The following is a 17,448-nucleotide window of genomic DNA, read 5'->3' as shown; positions in this document are numbered from 1 at the left end:
CCTGGAAACAGGGTCCTGAGGACGGCAGGGTGGAGGCATGACGACCATGGTGCAGGAGACGCCGACGGCTTCAAAGGCCCGGGAGTCCGAGGCTCGCGAGACTCGCGAATCCGACTTCCGGCGGCACGAGCTGGCCGCGTTCCTCCGGCACCGCCGCGAGCACATCACCCCCGAGCAGGTCGGACTGCCCCGCGGCCGGCGCCGCCGTACTCCGGGGCTGCGCCGCGAGGAGGTCGCACAGCTCTCCGCGGTCGGCGTCACCTGGTACACCTGGCTGGAGCAGGCCCGGGACATCCAGGTCTCCGTCCAGGTCCTCGACGCCCTCGCCCGCGCCCTGCTGCTCGACCCCGGTGAGCGTGCCCATCTGTTCAACCTGGCCGGGGCCGTCGACCCCACGCCCGGCTCGAACTGCCCGGGCATCACCCCGGCCCAGCGCGCCCTCCTGGAACAGCTGGAGCCGATACCGGCCTGCATCCAGAACAGCCGGTACGACATCCTCGCCTACAACCGCACGTACGGGCTGCTGCTCTGCGACCTCGACGCCGTGGCGCCGGTGGACCGCAACTGCATGGTGCTGGCCTACACGAACGCCGACTGGAAGACGTCGATGGTGCAGCGCGAAGAGGCCTTGCGGCTCATGGCCGCCAAGCTGCGCGGTGCCATGGCCGGCAATCTCGGCGATCCCACCTGGAAGATGCTGCTCAAGCGACTGACGGCCGAGTCCGCCGAGTTCCGCGAGAACTGGGAGCGGCACGAGGTGGTGGGCGCCCGCAGCAAGCGGAAGCAGTTCCGCAACGCTCACGTCGGCCTGCTCACGCTGGACCATACGGATCTGTGGCTGGGGCCGCACAACGGGTCGCGGATGGTGACGTATGCGCCGGCCGACGCAGAGTCGCGCAGGGGGCTGGAGAGACTGCTGACGATCGCGGTGGAGAGGGAGAGGGCGGCGGCTTAGCTCAGTGCGGCTCAGCTCAGTCCGGGGTGCCGCTTTCCACCCCGTGCGGCCGCTGCCGCATGCTGTGGAAGTCCTTGAGCGCCTGCGTCCGCAGGACGGCGTCCGTGCTGCGGTACTTGATGAGCCGGAGGCCGACGTTCTGCCGGGACGGCAGCCAGGGTTCCGGGATGAACCGGCGGAAGGTCCAGCACGAGGCGTTCTCGGGCCGGTTGCGGAAACTCGCCCCCGCCAGGCGGAAGTCGGGCAGGGCGGGGGCCTTTTGATCGAGAAAGCGCGGGCGCCACACGACGACTTCATGGACGTTGCCGCAGCAGTCCCAGACATCGGTGTGCGACTTGCCCTCGGACTGCAGCCCCACCGGTTTCACCGCCTTAGGCCCGCCGGGATAACGGAGGTTGGCGTGGCGGGGTGTCGGCAACTCCGTCCCCCAGGGATACAGTCGGCCGTCGGTCGCACAGCCGGACAGCTCCAGCCATTCGGGCGCCGTGGGCACCGCCCAGACCCAGTCCTCGTCGGATTCGGACCGCGTGAGCACCAGACAGCGGCCGATCAGATCGCGGAGGAACTTCCCCAGGGTGTCGCCCCTCTCCTCGGACTGTGAGCCGAGCAGGTACGGAAGCGGCAGGCCGGTATCGGCTGATGCCGCCTTGCCCAGCAGAAGCGCCAGATGACGTTCGGTGAGCGGCAAGCGCATCGCTTGGAAGGGATACGGGCACAGATTCCCCCCGGCGATGGGGACGAGCCGCGGGGCGAAGGAGCCGGAGTCGGCGCTCGACAGGCCCGGGAACCGTGTGGCCGTGTATTGCTCCCAAGCCTCCCGCAGGCCGTCGCCCACGATGTCGTCGGCGGGGAAGACCTCGAACAGCCAGTCCATCACCCTGCGCAGGCGGAGCGGTTTCGCGTTCAACGCGTCGGCGACATCCTTGACGATCTGCCGTGGCGGCCAGGCGCAGCGTGCCGGATCCTCGCCCTGCAGCAGCACCTCGAACAACGTCCGCCAGATCAGCGCCAGTCGGCCCGGTTGCCCTGCGCCCTGCCCGCCGATGATCTCCTCGGTCTGCCTGACCAGCCACTTACGGGAGCCTTCGAACCGGCGGCCGCCGGACTCACGCAACACGATGTCGGTCGCCACCAGCGCCCAGAACCGCTCGGGCGAGTCGACGGGTACGGCGATCCCGCGATGACAGGTCACGGCCTGCACGCGGACATGGCAGCTCGTCAGGCGCCCCAGAAGCGCGGGGAATTCGGCGAGATCACCGCCTTCCGGCCAGCCGTCCTCGGGTTCGGTGGGGACGTTCCGGAGCAGTTCCTGCGGGTAGGTGTCCCGGTCGTAGTACGTCACCCAGGGCCGCAGCTCGACGATGACGTCCGCGGCCGGGCGGGCGGAGGCGGGAGGCGGAACCTCACCCGCCTCGTTGCGCCTGATGCGGCGGAGCGCCTTCGTCCACGGCGCCGGGTCCGCCCCCAGGGCCTTCACGAACCGATCGAGCGTTTCCTCTCTGGGGAGGGACTGTCCCCGGCACATGGCGTTGGCCGTCGACCGGGAGACCCCGGCCGCCCTCGCCGCCCGTCCGTAACTTCGGCCCGCCCCCTCACGCAGCGCCTGGAGACCGTGTGCCAGGTCGGCCCGGGTCTGGATGGACTCCGGATCCGGCAACCAGTCGTTCCCCACCGCCGCCCCCGTCCTCGCGGTCAACCGTTCGGTTCCGTTCGGAACTGTACCGACGGACCGTGCGGCCCCGGTCCGACTTCGGACGACTTCCGCGTGAAGCGGTGCAACCGAACGGCCCTCCGCAGCACCGTGTGGCGTGAGAACACCGCACAACCCGTTGCGTTTCCGAGGGAGTACATCGTGATCGAGCCGTCACCCCAGGGCCGGCCTTCTGAGCCTCCGGCGCCGAGCGGGGCACTGATCGGCATGAGGGGCGCGCTCGTGCTCCTGCTGTCCGTTCTCACCGCGGTGGCGGCCGGAGCCCTCTGGCTTGCGGCGCACCACCCGTGGCCCGAGGCCGTCGTGACCGCGGGAGGCGCCGGCGGCGGGGCGCTCGCGCTGTTCAACCAGGTCATCGAGCGGCGATGACGCCGGTCGCGGACTATGCGCGCACGCCCGTCGTGTCCCGTACCTCGGTCTCATGGAACCGGCCCGCGGCCCGTTCCGCCGTCCCGCGTGCCCAGCGGCCCGTCGTCAGGATGCCCAGGGCCAGGACCGCAAGGCCGCAGCCGGTGAGGATCCACCAGCCGGGGCGGGCGGCCTGGACGAACACCTCTTTGTACGGGCCCGCGTGCACGCCCGAGGCCAGGACCGCGCCGACCACCGCGACGCCCAGCGTGCCGCCGATCTGGCGGCTGGTGGAGGCCACGGCGGCGGCGACCCCGGCCTGGGCGCGCGGCATGCCGGAGACGGCCGTGTTGGTGATGGGCGCGTTCACGAAGCCGAAGCCCAGGCCGAAGAGGACGTAGCCGATCACCAGAGTGACGTTCGACGTCTCGCCCTCGAAGGCCGCGAACAGCAGACCGCTCGCCGTCATCGTGATCCCGGCCGTCAGCAGGGAGAGGCGGGGGCCGCGGTTGCCGACCAGCCGGCCGGAGACCGGGGCGCACACCAAGCACATGACCGCCATCGGCAGCATCCACAGGCCCGCGTGCAGCGCGTCCAGACCGCGTACGTTCTGCAGGTAGAGCGTCGACAGGAACAGGAAGCCGCTGAGCGCCGCGAACGCGCTGATCGCGATCACCGTCGCCCCGCTGAACGGCACCGAACGGAAGAAGCGCAGGTCGATGAGGGGCTCCGCGCGCCGGGGCTCGTACCGGAGCAGGGCGAGCAGCGCGGCCAGCGCAAGCGCGCCGAAGGCCAGGGTGTGCCCGGCGGTCGAGTCCGGCGCCCCGATGATCGCGTACGTCAGGGAGCCCAGCAGAACGATCACCAGGAGCTGGCCCACCGGGTCCGGGCGGCGCGCCTTCGGGGCGCGGGACTCCGGGACGTACAGAAAGGTGAGCAGCAGCGCGGCGACGCCCACCGGCAGGTTGATCCAGAAGATCGAGCGCCAGCCGACCGAGTCGACCAGCAGACCGCCGACGATCGGGCCCGCCGCCATGGATATGCCGACCACCCCGCCCCACACGCCGATCGCGCGGGCGCGCTCACGCGGGTCCGTGAAGGTGTTGGTGATGATCGACATCGCGACCGGGTTGAGCATCGAACCGCCCACGGCCTGCACCATGCGGAAGGCGACCAGCAGGGCCAGATTCGGGGCGAGAGAGCACAGGACCGAGCCGATCGTGAAGAGCACAAGACCGGTCTGGAAGACCCTGCGGCGGCCGATGCGGTCCGCCGTCGAGCCCGCGAGCATCAGCAGCGAGGCCAGGACCAGCGTGTACGCGTCGATGGTCCACTGCAGGCCCGCCACGCTCGCGTGCAACTCCCTCTGCATGGAGGGCAGCGCGACGTTCAGGACGGTGTTGTCGAGGCTCACGATCAGCAGGCTCATGCAGCAGATCGCGAGCACCAGCAGGCGCCGGCGGGGGCTGAGCTCGGGCATGCGGCCCATCGTACGCCAAAATCGATAGTGTGTCTAACTAATTGTCGCTACATGATCGGCAGTGCCGAGTACCCGCCCGCGTACGTGACAATGGGGGAATGTCCACGCCCACGATGACCCCGACGTTGCAGATCGGCCCGCACGCAGTCCAGCCGCCCGTCGTGCTCGCGCCCATGGCCGGGATCACGAACGCGCCGTTCCGCACGCTGTGCAGGGAGTTCAGCGGCGGCAAGGGGCTGTTCGTGAGCGAGATGATCACGACCCGGGCGCTGGTCGAGCGCAACGAGAAGACCATGCAGCTGATCCACTTCGACGCGACCGAGAAGCCGCGCTCGATCCAGCTGTACGGCGTGGACCCGGCGACCGTCGGCAAGGCCGTCCGCATGATCGCGGAGGAGGACCTGGCCGACCACATCGACCTGAACTTCGGCTGCCCGGTGCCGAAGGTGACGAGGAAGGGCGGCGGGTCGGCCCTCCCGTACAAGCGCAACCTGCTGCGGGCGATCCTGCGGGAAGCCGTCAGCGGCGCCGGCGACCTCCCCGTCACCATGAAGATGCGCAAGGGCATCGACGACGACCACATCACCTACCTCGACGCCGGGCGGATCGCCGTCGAGGAGGGCGTCACGGCCATTGCGCTGCACGGCCGTACGGCGGCCCAGCACTACGGGGGCACGGCGGACTGGGACGCGATCGCGCGGCTGAAGGAGCATGTGCCGGAGATCCCCGTGCTCGGCAACGGCGACATCTGGTCGGCCGAGGACGCGCTGCGGATGGTGCGCGAGACGGGCTGCGACGGAGTGGTTGTGGGGCGTGGGTGCCTCGGCCGCCCATGGCTGTTCGCGGACCTGGTGGCGGCCTTCGAGGGGCGTACCGCCCGTGCCGGAGGCACGGATGGATACAGTCGGCGGCCGGTGTTGCGCGAAGTGGCCGATGTCATGGTCCGGCACGCCACCCTGCTCGGCGAGTGGATCGGCGACGAGTCGCGCGGGGTCATCGACTTCCGCAAGCACGTGGCCTGGTACCTGAAGGGCTTCGCGGTAGGTTCGGACATGCGCAAGCGGCTCGCGATCACCTCGTCGCTGGAGGAACTCCGGGCCGGCCTGGACGAGCTGGACCTCGACCAGGCCTGGCCGGTGGGCGCCGACGGGCCCCGCGGCCGTACGTCCGGCAACAACCGGGTGGTGCTGCCGGACGGCTGGCTGAAGGACCCGTACGACTGCGCGGGGGTCGGCGAGGACGCGGAGCTGGACACCTCGGGCGGCTGATCAGCCCTTCGACGGGTGCGGCGTCGAGCCGAATGCCGTCAGGAAGCGGTCGCGGAACGAACTCATCTTCCACACCGGGGCGTTGTGCGCGGGCCGCAGGCCGTCGGACCAGCCCCAGTCGGCGATCTTCGCGAGCACCTTCGGGTCCTTGGCGACGATCACGCACGGCACGTCATGGCTGGCGCGGTTGCCGCTGACGTGGGCGTTCGCCTGGTGGTCGCCGAGGAAGACAAGCACGGTGTTGTCGTTGCCGTAGCGCTCCAGGAACTGGGTCAGGCTGGTGACCGAGTACTGGACGGACTTGCCGTACTCCTCCTTCGAGTGGACGTCGCTGGTGTACGTGTACGAGGACGGGTGGCCGGCCTTCTGGATGCCGTCGAAGATCGAGCCGTTGCCCAGCTGGTCCCAGCCGACCATCTGGGGGATGGGCGCCCAGGGAGTGTGGCTGGAGGTCAGGATGATCTCCGACATCAGCGGCTTGTCGCGCTTCTTGCTGTGCTCCAGGCGCTGGAAGGCCTCCAGGGCGTACTGGTCCGGCATGGTCGACCAGCTGAACTTCGGGCCCTTGTAGCCCATCTGGAAGGCGTTGTAGACCTTGTCGAGGCCGTAGAACTTCGCCTCCGGCCAGCCCTTCTGCACACCGGGCATGATGCCGACCGTGTCCCAGGCGCCGGTCTTCTTGAAGGCCTTGGTGAGGCTGAGGTGGTCGCTCGCGGTGACCGTGCGGTAGCGGTTCTGGTTGTCGATCCACAGGCCCGACAGGAACGTGGAGTGACCGAGCCAGCTGCTGCCGCCGTACGTCGCCGAGGTCAGCCAGCCGCTCTTGGCGTGGAAGCCGGCTTTGGCCAGGGCCGCGGTGCTGTCGTCGAGGGTCTTGTCGACGCCGGGCGCCATGATCGGGTCCTCGATCGCGCTGCGGCCGTAGCTCTCGATGAAGGTGAAGATCATGTCCTTGCCGCGCAGGTCCGGCACGAGCTGGGAGGCCGGGGTGTTGCCGAAGGCGTCGACCTTGGCGATCTTGGCGAACTCCCGTTCGTCGCGGATGGTCTGACGGATGTTGTCGGAGCGGAACTGGAGCGTCGACACGGTGCGGTCGGCGGCCACCGGCACACCCTGGTACTGCAGGCTGAGGGACTGGCAGGTCATCCACACCATGCTCAGCACGAGGACGACACGCGTGGTGGTGGCCCGGTGGCGGACCATCAGGTTGCTGAGCCGGACGACGGCGAGCGCCGAGACGACGAGCACGGCGAGGACGATCGCGATGACGGCGATCAGCGTGCCCAGGGCGCCCGCCCCGCCGAGGGTGTCCTTGAGGTAGGAGTAGGCGTCGCTGAAGAGGGGCCAGTCGAGGATGACGTTGAAGCCGCGGCCGAGGTACTGGTTGAAGCCGATGTCCAGCAGGTTGAGCAGGGTCATCACGCCGAGCACGATCCCGCCGAGCCAGGCCGTGACCAGCCGCGTCCGGCGCGGCAGCGCGGTCAGTACGACGGCACCGATCAGCGCCTCCACCGGGAGCCGCGTGAAATAGGCGGGCTGGATGTCCTGGGGCCGGTTGGGCAGGACGAGCGAGGCGACGACGATGACCCCGGCGAGCAGGGTGACGCCGATACCGAGGACACGGGCGACGAGGGGGTGGTCGGCCCGCCAGGTGCGCCGGCGGCGGGTGGGGGTTTCGCCTTCCGCGGGAGGCGCCTCGGCTTCGGCGGGGGAGGGGGTCCCGGTCTCGGCTGCGCCTTCGGTGGACTCGGTGTCGGTTGCCGCGTCGGTACGGGCTTCACCCGAAGCGGTCCTGCCGGGCGAAGCACTTCCGCCCGCGGGGTTCGCGGCCGCCTTGGCCGTCGGCTTCGCCGAGTGGTCGGCCACCGGGCGGGCGTCGTCCCCGGGCACGTGCGCGGCGGCGTCGTCCTCGGACGCGTGTGCCGCGGCGGCTTCGTGCTTCGGCTCGGGCTCCTCCGCGACGCCGGACGCCGACTGGGCATCGGCCACGATGCCCGCTACGGACTGGGCGTCGGCCGCGACACCGGCTATGGGCTCGGCGTCTTCCGCGTCGCCGGACTCGGTCTTGGCGTCCGCCGCGACACCGGCTATGGGCTCGACATCCTTCGCGGCCCGGGTCTGGGCGGCGTCGCCGGATGCGGGCTTGGCCTTCGCCGCGGCCTGGGTCTGGGGCTCGGCGTTCGTCGTGGCCGCGGGCGCGGGCGCGGGCTCGGTGTCGGCTGTGGCGCGGGCTATGGACTTGGCGTCCGTGTCGGCGGACTTGGCGTCTGCCGCGTGGCGGGATATGGGCTTGGCGTGTGTCGCGCCGTCGGCTGCGGGCTCGGTGTCTTCCGCGTCGCCGGGCAGGGGTGTGGCGTCCGCCGCGACGCCGGCTACCGGCCCGGCGTCTTCCGCGTCGCCGGACAGGGGCTCGGCCTCCGCCGCGCCCCCGGCTGCGGGCTCGGTGTCTTCCGCGTCACCGGACGCGGGCTTGGCGTCCGTGGCGTCGCCGAACGCGGGCCCGGCGTCTTCCACGTCGCCGGATGCGGGCTTGGCCTTCGCCGCGCCCCCGGCTGCGGGCTCGGCCTTCGCCGCGTCCCCGGCTACGGGCTCGGCATCAGCCACCACGTCGGCTATGGACTCGGCGACCCCGTCGGCCGGCTCGGGCTCCTCCGTGACGCCGGACGCCGACCTGGCACCCCTCGCGCCCCCGGCTCCGGACCCGGCCTCCGTTGCGCCACCGGACACGGACCCCGCCTCTGTCGCGCCCCCGAGCACGGGCTCGGCATCCGCCGCACCACCGGCTGCGGACCCGGCGTTCCCGTCGCCCGGCATCGACTCCGTTGCCGTCTTCGACTCCGGCGTGGCGGGCTTCTCCACCGTCGTCGGCTCAGGCTCGGTTCGTTCGTCCGCTGTCTGCTTCGGCAGTACTACCGACGGCGGGCCCGGGGGACCCCCCGGGGCCGGCTCGGTCTGGGCCGTCCCCGGAGTCCCTCTCCCTGCCCCCGCAGGTTCTTCCTCCGCCGGCAGGACCCTCTCCGTGGCCGCCCCAGCCTTTTTCGTCGTCTGTGGTGAACGTGTGTTGAGAGGCAACCCGAGGGTCCTTCCGTATTGAAGCCCGTGGTGGAGCGGCGGGCCACGCTGGGGAGGCTGGAGACCCGCCGTCATCCCGTACGGGTGGCCGAGTACCTACGTTCAACCACGGTGCACCACAGCCCGGCAAACACCCGGCAAACCCCAGGTCAACCTGCTCGCTCACGGGTCCGGGGCCGCGCCGCCCGCCCGGCCCGCGCGACCCCGGACGTCTCCGGTCGGCCGAGCCGCCCGCTACGCGCCCCCCACCGCGGTCAGCAGCGCCAGCGGCGTCGCCGCCGAGCGGGATTCGCGGATGCACGCATGCGGATACGGCACCGGTTCCGGGTGGGTGTCGCGGCTGTACCCCGCGAGCACCTCCGGCAGCCGGTGGCCGGTCGCCGTCGCCGCGTCGACCAGCGCGTGTGCGACCGTACGGGCCTCGTCATGCAGCCCGTAGCGCGCCAGCCCCAGCGTGATCAGCGCGTTGTCGTGCGGCCAGACCGAGCCGCGGTGGTACGACATCGGGTGGTACGCCGCCTGGTCCGCGGCCAGCGTGCGCACGCCCCAGCCGGAGAAGAAGTCCGGTTCGAGCAGGCGTCGGCCCACCAGCTTCCCGTACTCCTTGTCCAGCAGGCCGGACCACAGCAGATGGCCCGCGTCCGACGCGAGCGCGTCCACCTGGCGGCCCTCGCCGTCCAACGCCAGCGCCGGGAAGGAGTGTTCGTCCATCCAGAAGTCCCGCTGGAAGCGGTCGCGCAGATCCCCGGCCGCCTGTTCGAGGAGGGCCGCGTACACCTCGTCCTCCCACACGGCGCGCGCCAGTTGCGCGGTGCGGCGCAGCGCGTCGTACGCGTACCCCTGCGCGCCCGCCGCCATCACCGGCCCATGGGGACGGCTGCCGTCGGCGCAGCAGATCGCGCCGGGGGAGTCCTTCCAGTTCTGGTTGGCGAGGCCGCCCTGGTCGGCGCGGTAGACGAGGTAGCCGCGGGAGGTGAGCCCGCCGTGGTCCAGCATCCAGCCGATCGCGGCGCGGGCGTTGGGTTCGAGGCGACGGGCCAGTGCCACGTCCCCGGTCTGCTCGACGTACGCCCCGAGCAGCACCAGGAAGAGGGGGGTCGCATCGACCGAGCCGTAGTACCGCCCGTACGGCACCTGCCCGAAGTGTGCCAGTTCCCCGTGCCGTACCTCGTGCACGATCTTCCCGGGCTGGGCCACCGCATCCGCCCCGACCTCGGTCGCCTGTGTCGCAGCGAGCGCGGGGAGCGTGGCCGCGGCCAGCTGGGGGCGGTAGGGCAGCGCGAAGAGGGAGGTGAGAAGCGCATCACGGCCGAGGAGGGTGAGGAACCAGGGGGCGCCTGCCGCCGGGACGCGCAGGTCCTCGCCGTCGGGACCCGTCGCCGGGATCTGGAGCGAGGCGAGGTCGGACAAGCCCCGCGAACAGGCTGTGGCCAGTTCGGGCCAGCCGGTGGGGAAGGCGACGCCCTCCATGAACGCGCCCTCTTCGGCGAGGAGTTGGTCGTTGGCGGCGGCAGGTGAGCGCGGTACCACCGGGTGCTGTGGGGCCCCGTGCGGCCGGGCCGCGACCCGCAGCGCCAGTTCCGTGGAGCCGTGCGGCTCCAGATCCAGCGTCCAGACCAGGCGCCGGGCGCCCGTGCCTGTTTCCTCGACGCCGTCCGGCGGGGGCTCGGCCGTCACTGTCGTACAGGACCGCCACTCGCCGCGCCGGTAGCTGAACTCCACGCCGTCGTCGAGGACTTCGCGGGAGCGCACGGCGCCCGACTTGGCGTACGTACGGTAGTCGGAGCGCAGTTCGAACTGGTCCGTGAAATCGGCGTCCGCGGTGACCGCGACGCGGACCGTCGTGGGCACCGGGCGGTTGCTGGTGACGCGCAGCGACTCCACGAACGCGCCGTCGGCGACGGCCTGTTCCCGGAAGAGGGTGTGCGCGGGCGGTTCCTGCCGGCCACCGCGCGGCACGAGGACGCAGCGTGCCGTGTCCCCGTCGGCGACCGGCGTGAGCGTCTCGGGCACGGCGCCGTCGACGGTGAGCTGCCACCGGCTCAGGTGCCGTGCGTCGCGTACGAATAACCCGGCCGGGGAGCCGCCGCCCCGCACTCCGCTGATGTCCCCGCCGTCGCCCACGGCGGCGAACGTCCCGCCGTGCACGAGAAGATGATGCCGGTCCGTCATCCCCGGTCCCCTCCCTTGTCACTCTTGTCGAATGCGTCGGCGCCCACGGGGGACACGCCGTGTCCGGGGCGCCGCTGAAGCAGATCGAGCGTGAGTGCGGCGGTCCAGCCGAAGCCGAGTGCTCCGCACGCCTCGCCCGTGTACGGGTCGACGTACTCCGCGAAGTCCGAGGTGTCCGCGATCTCCAGCAGGGTGCCGCGCAGCGCGTCCGCCTCCCTCTGCTCCCCGTGCGCCCGCAGTCCGCGCTCCAGCAGCCAGCCGGTGTTGAACCAGGCGGGCCCGCGCCAGTACCGGTGCGGATCGAAGGCCTCGCCGAGCAGGTCGTAGCTCGGCACGAGCCGGGTGACGCCGCCGAGCCCGAAGTGCGGGCCGCGCAGGGTACGGACGAGTGCGGCGGCGATGTCACGGGGAAGCGTGGGCAGGAGCAGCGGGATGAGTCCGGAGATGCTGCGCTCGGGGACGAGGGTGTCGCCGCCCCGTACGTCCCGGCAGAAGAACATCCCCTCCGCCGGATCCCAGAGCCGGTCGATCAGCGCCACCGTCAGGCGCTCCGCGCGGGCGTGCCGGGCCGTCCCCGTCGCGCCCAGTTCGCGTGCGATCCGCGCCAGGGCATGCTCCGAAGCGATCAGCAGTGCGTTGAACGCCGGGTCCTCCACCGCGAACCGGCCCGCCCGTCTCCCACCACCGCCATCGACCGGGGCCCTGCGAGCCGCCCCCTCGTCTGTGCCATCGGCGTACCCCCCGTCCCGGTAGTCCGTCGCCAGCTGCACATACCGCCCGTAGTCCAGGTCCGTCGGCCGGTCCTCGGGTGCGCCGTGGGCGAGGTCGGCGCGGCGGAAGGAACGGGCCGGGGCCGGGGTGATCCTGGACAGCGGCGCGTCCCAGGTGGGGCTGTTGTCCATGCCCTGCTCCCAGGGGTGGACCACCGAGGCGAGCCCGCCGCCGCCCAGGTCCCGGCGGTGCAGCAGATAGCGGTGCCAGGCGGCAAGGCGCGGGTAGACCCGGGTCAGGAAGCCGCGCGCCCTGGACAGCCCCGGGTCGGAGCGGTGCACCAGCCAGGCCGCCAGCGCGTGCACCGGTGGCTGCACGATGCCCGAGGTCTGTACGGTGCGCGGGGCGCCCGCAGCGCGCCCCGCGGTCGAGGAGCGCCAGAAGTCGGGGCTCGGGAAGTAGGCGTCGAGCGGCACGGAGGGGTTGAAGACGATGTGCGGGATGCGCCCGTCCCCCCACTGGGCGTCGAGGAGCGTCTCCAGCTCCGTCTGGGCCCTGAGCGGCGACAGATGCCGGAGCCCGATCGCGATGAAGGCCGAGTCCCACGACCACTGGTGCGGATACAGGCTGCGCGAGGGCACCGTGGACGTGCCCGTCCAGTTGTCCTCCAGCACTTGCGCCGCTCTGACGTGCAGCGAACCCGAGGGCCTGGCCGGATCGTATACATGGCTCCCGGAATGGACGATCTCACCCGGGCCGGACCCCGGCGGTGAGCCGGAGGTGCGCACGGGACCCGTGAGTTCCGTACGGAGGGCGGTGAGTTGGGTCGTGCGGTCCACTCAGGTCTCCCCGAAAGACGTCCGGCCGAGCGGTTCGGCAGTGGCTACCCTAGGGTTACGTCTATTTAACACGCAAAACTCAATATGTAATGCAAGGTTGGTGAACGCAAGGGGGTGCGCATGAACGGAAGAGCCGGAAAGCCGGGCAGCCAGGCCAGCGCCGGAGATCTGCTCGAACTGGTGCGCAGTGGCCGCGCCACGACCCGTGGTGCTCTGCAGCAGGCCACGGGCCTGTCCCGGGCCACGGTCGGCCAGCGACTGGACCGTCTCTTCCGGGCCGGCTGGCTGCGCGAGGGCGCGGGCGGTCCGGTCGACTCCCCGCTGGGCGGCCGCCCCTCGATCACCCTGGAGTTCGACGACGCCCACGCCGTGGTGCTTGCCGCCGACCTCGACACACGGCACGCCCGTGCCGCCGTCCTCTCCCTGACCGGCGAGATCCTTGCCGAGCACTCCGGGATCCTGGTCATCGAGGACGGCCCGGATGCCGTACTGGGCGCACTGGGCCGCTGGTTCGCCGAGTTGCTGCCCCAGGCGGGCCACCGGGCGCACGAGGTCTGCGGCATAGGAATCGCCGTCCCCGGGCCCGTCGACAGTGACACCGGCCGGGTCGTCCAGCCGCCGATCATGCCGGGCTGGGACGGCTACGACATACGGGGGCGCCTCGGCCGTGCCTTCGCGGAGCACGCGCACGGCGCCGCCGACGTGCCCGTACTCGTCGACAACGACGCCAACCTGATGGCGTACGGCGAACAGCGCACCGGACACCCCGACTGCTCGGCGTTCGTGCTGGTCAAGGTCTCCACCGGTATTGGCGCGGGCGTGGTCGTGGACGGCCGGATCTACCGCGGTATCGACGGCGGCGCCGGGGACATCGGGCACATCCGCGTCCCCGAGAGCGCCGACGCGCTGTGCCGGTGCGGGTCGTACGGCTGCCTTGCCGCCGTCGCGAGCGGAGGCGCCGTGGCACGGCGGCTCGCCGAAGCGGGGGTGCCGGCCACCTCGGGCTCGGACGTACGGGATCTGCTGACCGCAGGGCACCCCGAGGCCGCCGCACTGGCACGGGAGGCCGGGCGAGGAGTCGGGGACGTCCTCGCGACCGTCGTGACCCTGCTGAACCCGGGGGTGCTGATGATCGCCGGAGATTTGGCCGGAACACCCTTCCTCACGGGCGTACGGGAGTTGCTCTACCAGCGGGCGCTGCCCCGCTCCACCGCGCACTTGGACGTGCTGACCTCGCAGCTCGGGGAGCGTGCGGGCCTGGTCGGGGCCGGTGCGCTGGTCGTCGAGCACCTCTACGCCCCGGAGCGGGTGGAGGAGAGGCTGCTCGCGCTCGGCGTGTGAGGCGTGGTGAGGCGTGTGAGGCGGTTCGAGGCGTGTACGAGGTGTGTGATGCCTGTGATGCGAGGCGAGGCGAGGCGAGGCGATGCGAGGTGAGGCGAGGCGTGTGGCGTCGTGCGCGTGACGGTCGTGTTTCCGTCCGGATGCACGTCCGCATGGTGAAATCGGCCCGCCTCGCATAGCGTGATTCTCGCCACCTCTGATAGGGGTTGCGCTCAGATGAGCGGATCTTGGGCGGCTGCACTTCTCCAAGGGGTGGCACTCAGTGCCACCCCTTGATCGTTCATCGATCGAAATCAGACGTGCCGAGATCCGCTCAGATGAGCGCTGTATGGCATCCCCTGGGTGGTGTTGCGTTCAAGAAGTGAAAACATCCGACGGTGAGTGCTTGCTCAGCCTTGACTTTCGATCCGGTGGCGGACGAGTGGTTACGGGCGCATGACGCGCAAGTGGACGTACCCAGGCGCCTTCGATCTGGGTATGTTCCTCGCCGTCAGGGCAGCCACCGCGTCCTCGAGGAGTCGAGACCGTGTCGGAAAACAAAGATCCCCACGTAGCTGAGAACGGCGTCGAGGGCGTGAAGTTCGTTTATGACTTCACCGAGGGCAACAAGGACCTCAAGGACCTCCTCGGTGGCAAGGGTGCGAACCTCGCCGAGATGACCAACCTGGGCCTTCCCGTCCCTCCGGGCTTCACCATCACCACCGAGGCCTGCAAGGTCTACCTCGACAGCGGCGAGGAGCCGGCGGCACTGCGTGACGAGGTGAGTGCGCACCTCGCCGCGCTCGAGGAGCGGATGGGCAAGAAGCTCGGCCAGGCCGACAACCCGCTCCTGGTTTCCGTCCGTTCCGGCGCGAAGTTCTCCATGCCGGGCATGATGGACACCGTCCTGAACATCGGCCTCTCCGACAAGTCCGTGCAGGGCCTGGCCAAGCAGGCCGGCGACGAGCGCTTCGCGTGGGACTCGTACCGCCGTCTCATCCAGATGTTCGGCAAGACGGTTCTCGGCGTGGACGGCGACCTCTTCGAGGACGCGCTCGAGGCGGCCAAGGCGGCCAAGAAGGTCACGGTCGACACGGAGCTGGAGGCCGGGGACCTCAAGAAGCTGGTCACCAAGTTCAAGAAGATCGTCAAGACCGAGGCCGGGCGCGACTTCCCGCAGGACCCGCGTGAGCAGATGGACCTCGCCATCAAGGCGGTCTTCGACTCGTGGAACGGCGACCGCGCGAAGCTCTACCGCCGCCAGGAGCGCATCCCGCACGACCTGGGCACCGCCGTCAACGTCTGCTCGATGGTCTTCGGCAACCTGGGCCCCGACTCGGGCACGGGCGTGGCGTTCACCCGTGACCCCGCCTCCGGCCACCAGGGCGTGTACGGCGACTACCTGCAGAACGCGCAGGGCGAGGACGTGGTCGCGGGCATCCGCAACACGGTCCCGCTCGCCGAGCTGGAGCGGATCGACAAGAAGTCGTACGACCAGCTGATGCAGATCATGGAGACCCTGGAGAACCACTACAAGGATCTCTGCGACATCGAGTTCACCATCGAGCGCGGCCAGCTGTGGATGCTGCAGACCCGCGTCGGCAAGCGCACGGCGGGCGCGGCCTTCCGTATCGCCACGCAGCTGGTGGACCAGGGCCTGATCGACGAGGCCGAGGCGCTCCAGCGCGTCACCGGCGCCCAGCTCGCGCAGCTGATGTTCCCGCGGTTCGACGAGCATGCGAAGGTCGAGCAGGTCGGCCGGGGCATCGCGGCCTCGCCGGGCGCGGCGGTCGGCAAGGCGGTCTTCGACTCGTACACCGCGGTGAAGTGGTCGCGCTCCGGCGAGAAGGTGATCCTCGTCCGTCGCGAGACGAACCCCGACGACCTGGACGGCATGATCGCGGCCGAGGGCATCCTGACCTCGCGCGGCGGCAAGACCTCCCACGCGGCCGTCGTCGCGCGCGGCATGGGCAAGACCTGTGTGTGCGGCGCCGAGGAGCTGGAGGTCGACACCAAGCGCCGGCGGATGACCGTGCCCGGCGGTCACGTCGTCGAGGAAGGCGACCTGATCTCCATCGACGGCTCCTCCGGCAAGGTCTACCTGGGCGAGGTCCCGGTGGTCCCCTCCCCGGTCGTGGAGTACTTCGAGGGCCGGATGCACGCGGGCGCCGACGACGCGGACGAGCTGGTCGAGGCGGTCCACCGGATCATGGCCTTCGCGGACCGCAAGCGCCGCCTGAGGGTCCGCGCGAACGCGGACAACGCCGAGGACGCGCTGCGCGCCCGTCGCTTCGGCGCGCAGGGCATCGGCCTGTGCCGCACGGAGCACATGTTCCTGGGCGACCGCCGCGAGCTGGTCGAGCGCCTGATCCTGGCGGACACCGAGACCGAGCGCGACGAGTCCCTCAAGGAACTGCTCCCCCTGCAGAAGCAGGACTTCGTCGAGCTCTTCGAGGCGATGGACGGCCTGCCGGTGACGATCCGTCTGCTGGACCCGCCGCTGCACGAGTTCCTGCCCGACATCACCGAACTGTCGGTACGCGTGGCGCTGGCGGAGTCCCGCCAGGAGCCGCACGAGAACGAACTGCGCCTGCTCCAGGCCGTGCACCGCCTGCACGAGCAGAACCCGATGCTGGGTCTGCGGGGCGTGCGCCTCGGTCTGGTCATCCCGGGTCTGTTCACGATGCAGGTACGGGCGATCGCCGAGGCCGCGGCCGAGCGCAAGGCGGCGAAGGGCGACCCGCGCGCGGAGATCATGATTCCGCTCGTCGGCACGGTCCAGGAACTGGAGATCGTGCGTGAGGAAGCGGACCAGGTCATCGCGGAGGTCGAGGCGGCCACGGGCACGAAGCTGAAGATGGCGATCGGCACGATGATCGAGCTGCCGCGCGCCGCGCTGACCGCCGGTCAGATCGCCGAGGCCGCCGAGTTCTTCTCCTTCGGCACGAACGACCTGACCCAGACGGTGTGGGGCTTCAGCCGCGACGACGTCGAGGCCTCGTTCTTCACGGCCTACCTGGAGAAGGGCATCTTCGGCGTCAGCCCGTTCGAGACGATCGACAAGGACGGCGTGGGCTCCCTGGTCCAGGCCGCCGCCACGGCGGGCCGCGCCACCCGCCCCGACCTGAAGCTGGGCGTCTGCGGCGAGCACGGCGGCGACCCCGAGTCCGTCCACTTCTTCCACGAGGTGGGACTGGACTACGTGTCCTGCTCACCGTTCCGTATCCCGGTGGCCCGCCTGGAGGCGGGGCGTGCGGCATCGCAGTCGCAGGGCAGCGACCACCGCTGACACACACCGCAAGACCTCCGGAGCCGTCGTCGGTACCCGACCCTCACCGACTCACGAAGGCGGCTCCGGACCATCCAGAGAGGGCGGCACCCCTGTGCGGGGGGTGCCGCCCTTTCGTTGTGCGCGGACGAAGGCGGGGCCGGAGCCGCGCGGAGAGGTCGGGCAGTTCAGGGTTGCCTGGGGGGTCGCAGAGGCGGGCGCAACACGTCGCGGCTTCGGCCGGCTTCCGTGTCCCCCGATGCAGATGACGGCGTCGAGACTCTTGCGCTGCGCTCGTCAGCTC

Annotated in this window: 10 protein-coding genes; 5 read left to right on the top strand and 5 right to left on the bottom strand. The window is 70.8% G+C overall.

Going from position 1 to position 17,448, the window contains the following annotated elements; genetic code table 11:
- Nucleotides 1-37: 37 nt before the first annotated feature.
- Entirely contained in the window at nucleotides 38-955 is a 918-nt protein-coding gene (locus tag ABT186_RS36160) for an MmyB family transcriptional regulator (protein ID WP_351228987.1), read from the top strand.
- A gap of 16 nt (nucleotides 956-971) precedes the next feature.
- Here ABT186_RS36160 and ABT186_RS36155 read toward each other — a convergent pair whose 3' ends face one another.
- On the bottom strand, nucleotides 972-2,651 hold the full coding sequence (locus ABT186_RS36155) for a helix-turn-helix domain-containing protein (protein WP_351928692.1): 1,680 nt from the start codon (nucleotides 2,649-2,651) through the stop codon (nucleotides 972-974).
- Between the two features lie 156 nt (nucleotides 2,652-2,807).
- Here ABT186_RS36155 and ABT186_RS36150 point away from each other — a divergent pair, with 156 nt between their 5' ends.
- Nucleotides 2,808-3,035 carry a hypothetical protein gene (locus tag ABT186_RS36150; protein WP_351228991.1) on the top strand — a complete coding sequence of 76 codons (228 nt, stop codon included), beginning with the start codon at nucleotides 2,808-2,810 and terminating at the stop codon, nucleotides 3,033-3,035.
- 13 nt (nucleotides 3,036-3,048) lie between these two features.
- On the opposite strand, the gene ABT186_RS36145 is transcribed toward ABT186_RS36150, so the two are convergent.
- Entirely contained in the window at nucleotides 3,049-4,494 is a 1,446-nt protein-coding gene (locus ABT186_RS36145; protein ID WP_351228993.1) for an MFS transporter, read from the bottom strand.
- A 98-nt stretch (nucleotides 4,495-4,592) separates the two neighbouring features.
- Between ABT186_RS36145 and dusB the strand changes: the two genes are divergently transcribed.
- Nucleotides 4,593-5,762, top strand: coding sequence for a tRNA dihydrouridine synthase DusB (gene dusB / locus ABT186_RS36140; protein WP_351228995.1), 1,170 nt, complete (start codon nucleotides 4,593-4,595; stop codon nucleotides 5,760-5,762).
- Here dusB and ABT186_RS36135 read toward each other — a convergent pair whose 3' ends face one another.
- From ABT186_RS36135 to ABT186_RS36125, 3 genes are all read right to left on the bottom strand, one after another.
- Complete coding sequence (locus ABT186_RS36135; RefSeq protein WP_351928690.1) at nucleotides 5,763-8,621, bottom strand: CDP-alcohol phosphatidyltransferase; 2,859 nt, start codon at nucleotides 8,619-8,621, stop codon at nucleotides 5,763-5,765.
- A 447-nt stretch (nucleotides 8,622-9,068) separates the two neighbouring features.
- Nucleotides 9,069-11,006, bottom strand: a complete 1,938-nt coding sequence (locus tag ABT186_RS36130) for an amylo-alpha-1,6-glucosidase (RefSeq protein ID WP_351228999.1) — start codon at nucleotides 11,004-11,006, stop codon at nucleotides 9,069-9,071.
- Complete coding sequence (locus tag ABT186_RS36125; RefSeq protein WP_502973432.1) at nucleotides 11,003-12,556, bottom strand: MGH1-like glycoside hydrolase domain-containing protein; 1,554 nt, start codon at nucleotides 12,554-12,556, stop codon at nucleotides 11,003-11,005. The genes ABT186_RS36130 and ABT186_RS36125 overlap by 4 nt, the downstream gene beginning before the upstream one ends.
- 120 nt (nucleotides 12,557-12,676) lie before the next feature.
- Here ABT186_RS36125 and ABT186_RS36120 point away from each other — a divergent pair, with 120 nt between their 5' ends.
- Both ABT186_RS36120 and ppdK read left to right on the top strand, forming a co-directional pair.
- Nucleotides 12,677-13,897, top strand: coding sequence for an ROK family protein (locus ABT186_RS36120; protein WP_351928688.1), 1,221 nt, complete (start codon nucleotides 12,677-12,679; stop codon nucleotides 13,895-13,897).
- A gap of 526 nt (nucleotides 13,898-14,423) precedes the next feature.
- The gene (gene ppdK, locus ABT186_RS36115) at nucleotides 14,424-17,165 is read left to right on the top strand and encodes a pyruvate, phosphate dikinase (protein WP_351229003.1); all 2,742 of its coding nucleotides are present in this window, start codon (nucleotides 14,424-14,426) and stop codon (nucleotides 17,163-17,165) included.
- Nucleotides 17,166-17,448 lie beyond the last annotated feature (283 nt).

Origin of the sequence: Streptomyces sp. NPDC001634, from assembly GCF_040298185.1 — a bacterium.
In the GTDB taxonomy this organism is placed as follows: Bacteria; Actinomycetota; Actinomycetes; order Streptomycetales; family Streptomycetaceae; genus Streptomyces.
The sequence above is the reverse complement of the archived record's forward strand: the minus strand, read 5'-3'. Positions and strand labels throughout refer to the sequence as shown.

Excerpts from the sequence above, each read along its gene's own strand:
- ABT186_RS36160 (WP_351228987.1), top strand. The coding sequence starts at position 38 with ATGACGACCATGGTGCAGGAGACGCCGACGGCTTCAAAGGCCCGGGAG.
- ABT186_RS36145 (WP_351228993.1), bottom strand. The coding sequence starts at position 4,494 with ATGCCCGAGCTCAGCCCCCGCCGGCGCCTGCTGGTGCTCGCGATCTGC.
- dusB (WP_351228995.1), top strand. The coding sequence starts at position 4,593 with ATGTCCACGCCCACGATGACCCCGACGTTGCAGATCGGCCCGCACGCA.
- ABT186_RS36130 (WP_351228999.1), bottom strand. The coding sequence starts at position 11,006 with ATGACGGACCGGCATCATCTTCTCGTGCACGGCGGGACGTTCGCCGCC.
- ABT186_RS36120 (WP_351928688.1), top strand. The coding sequence starts at position 12,677 with ATGAACGGAAGAGCCGGAAAGCCGGGCAGCCAGGCCAGCGCCGGAGAT.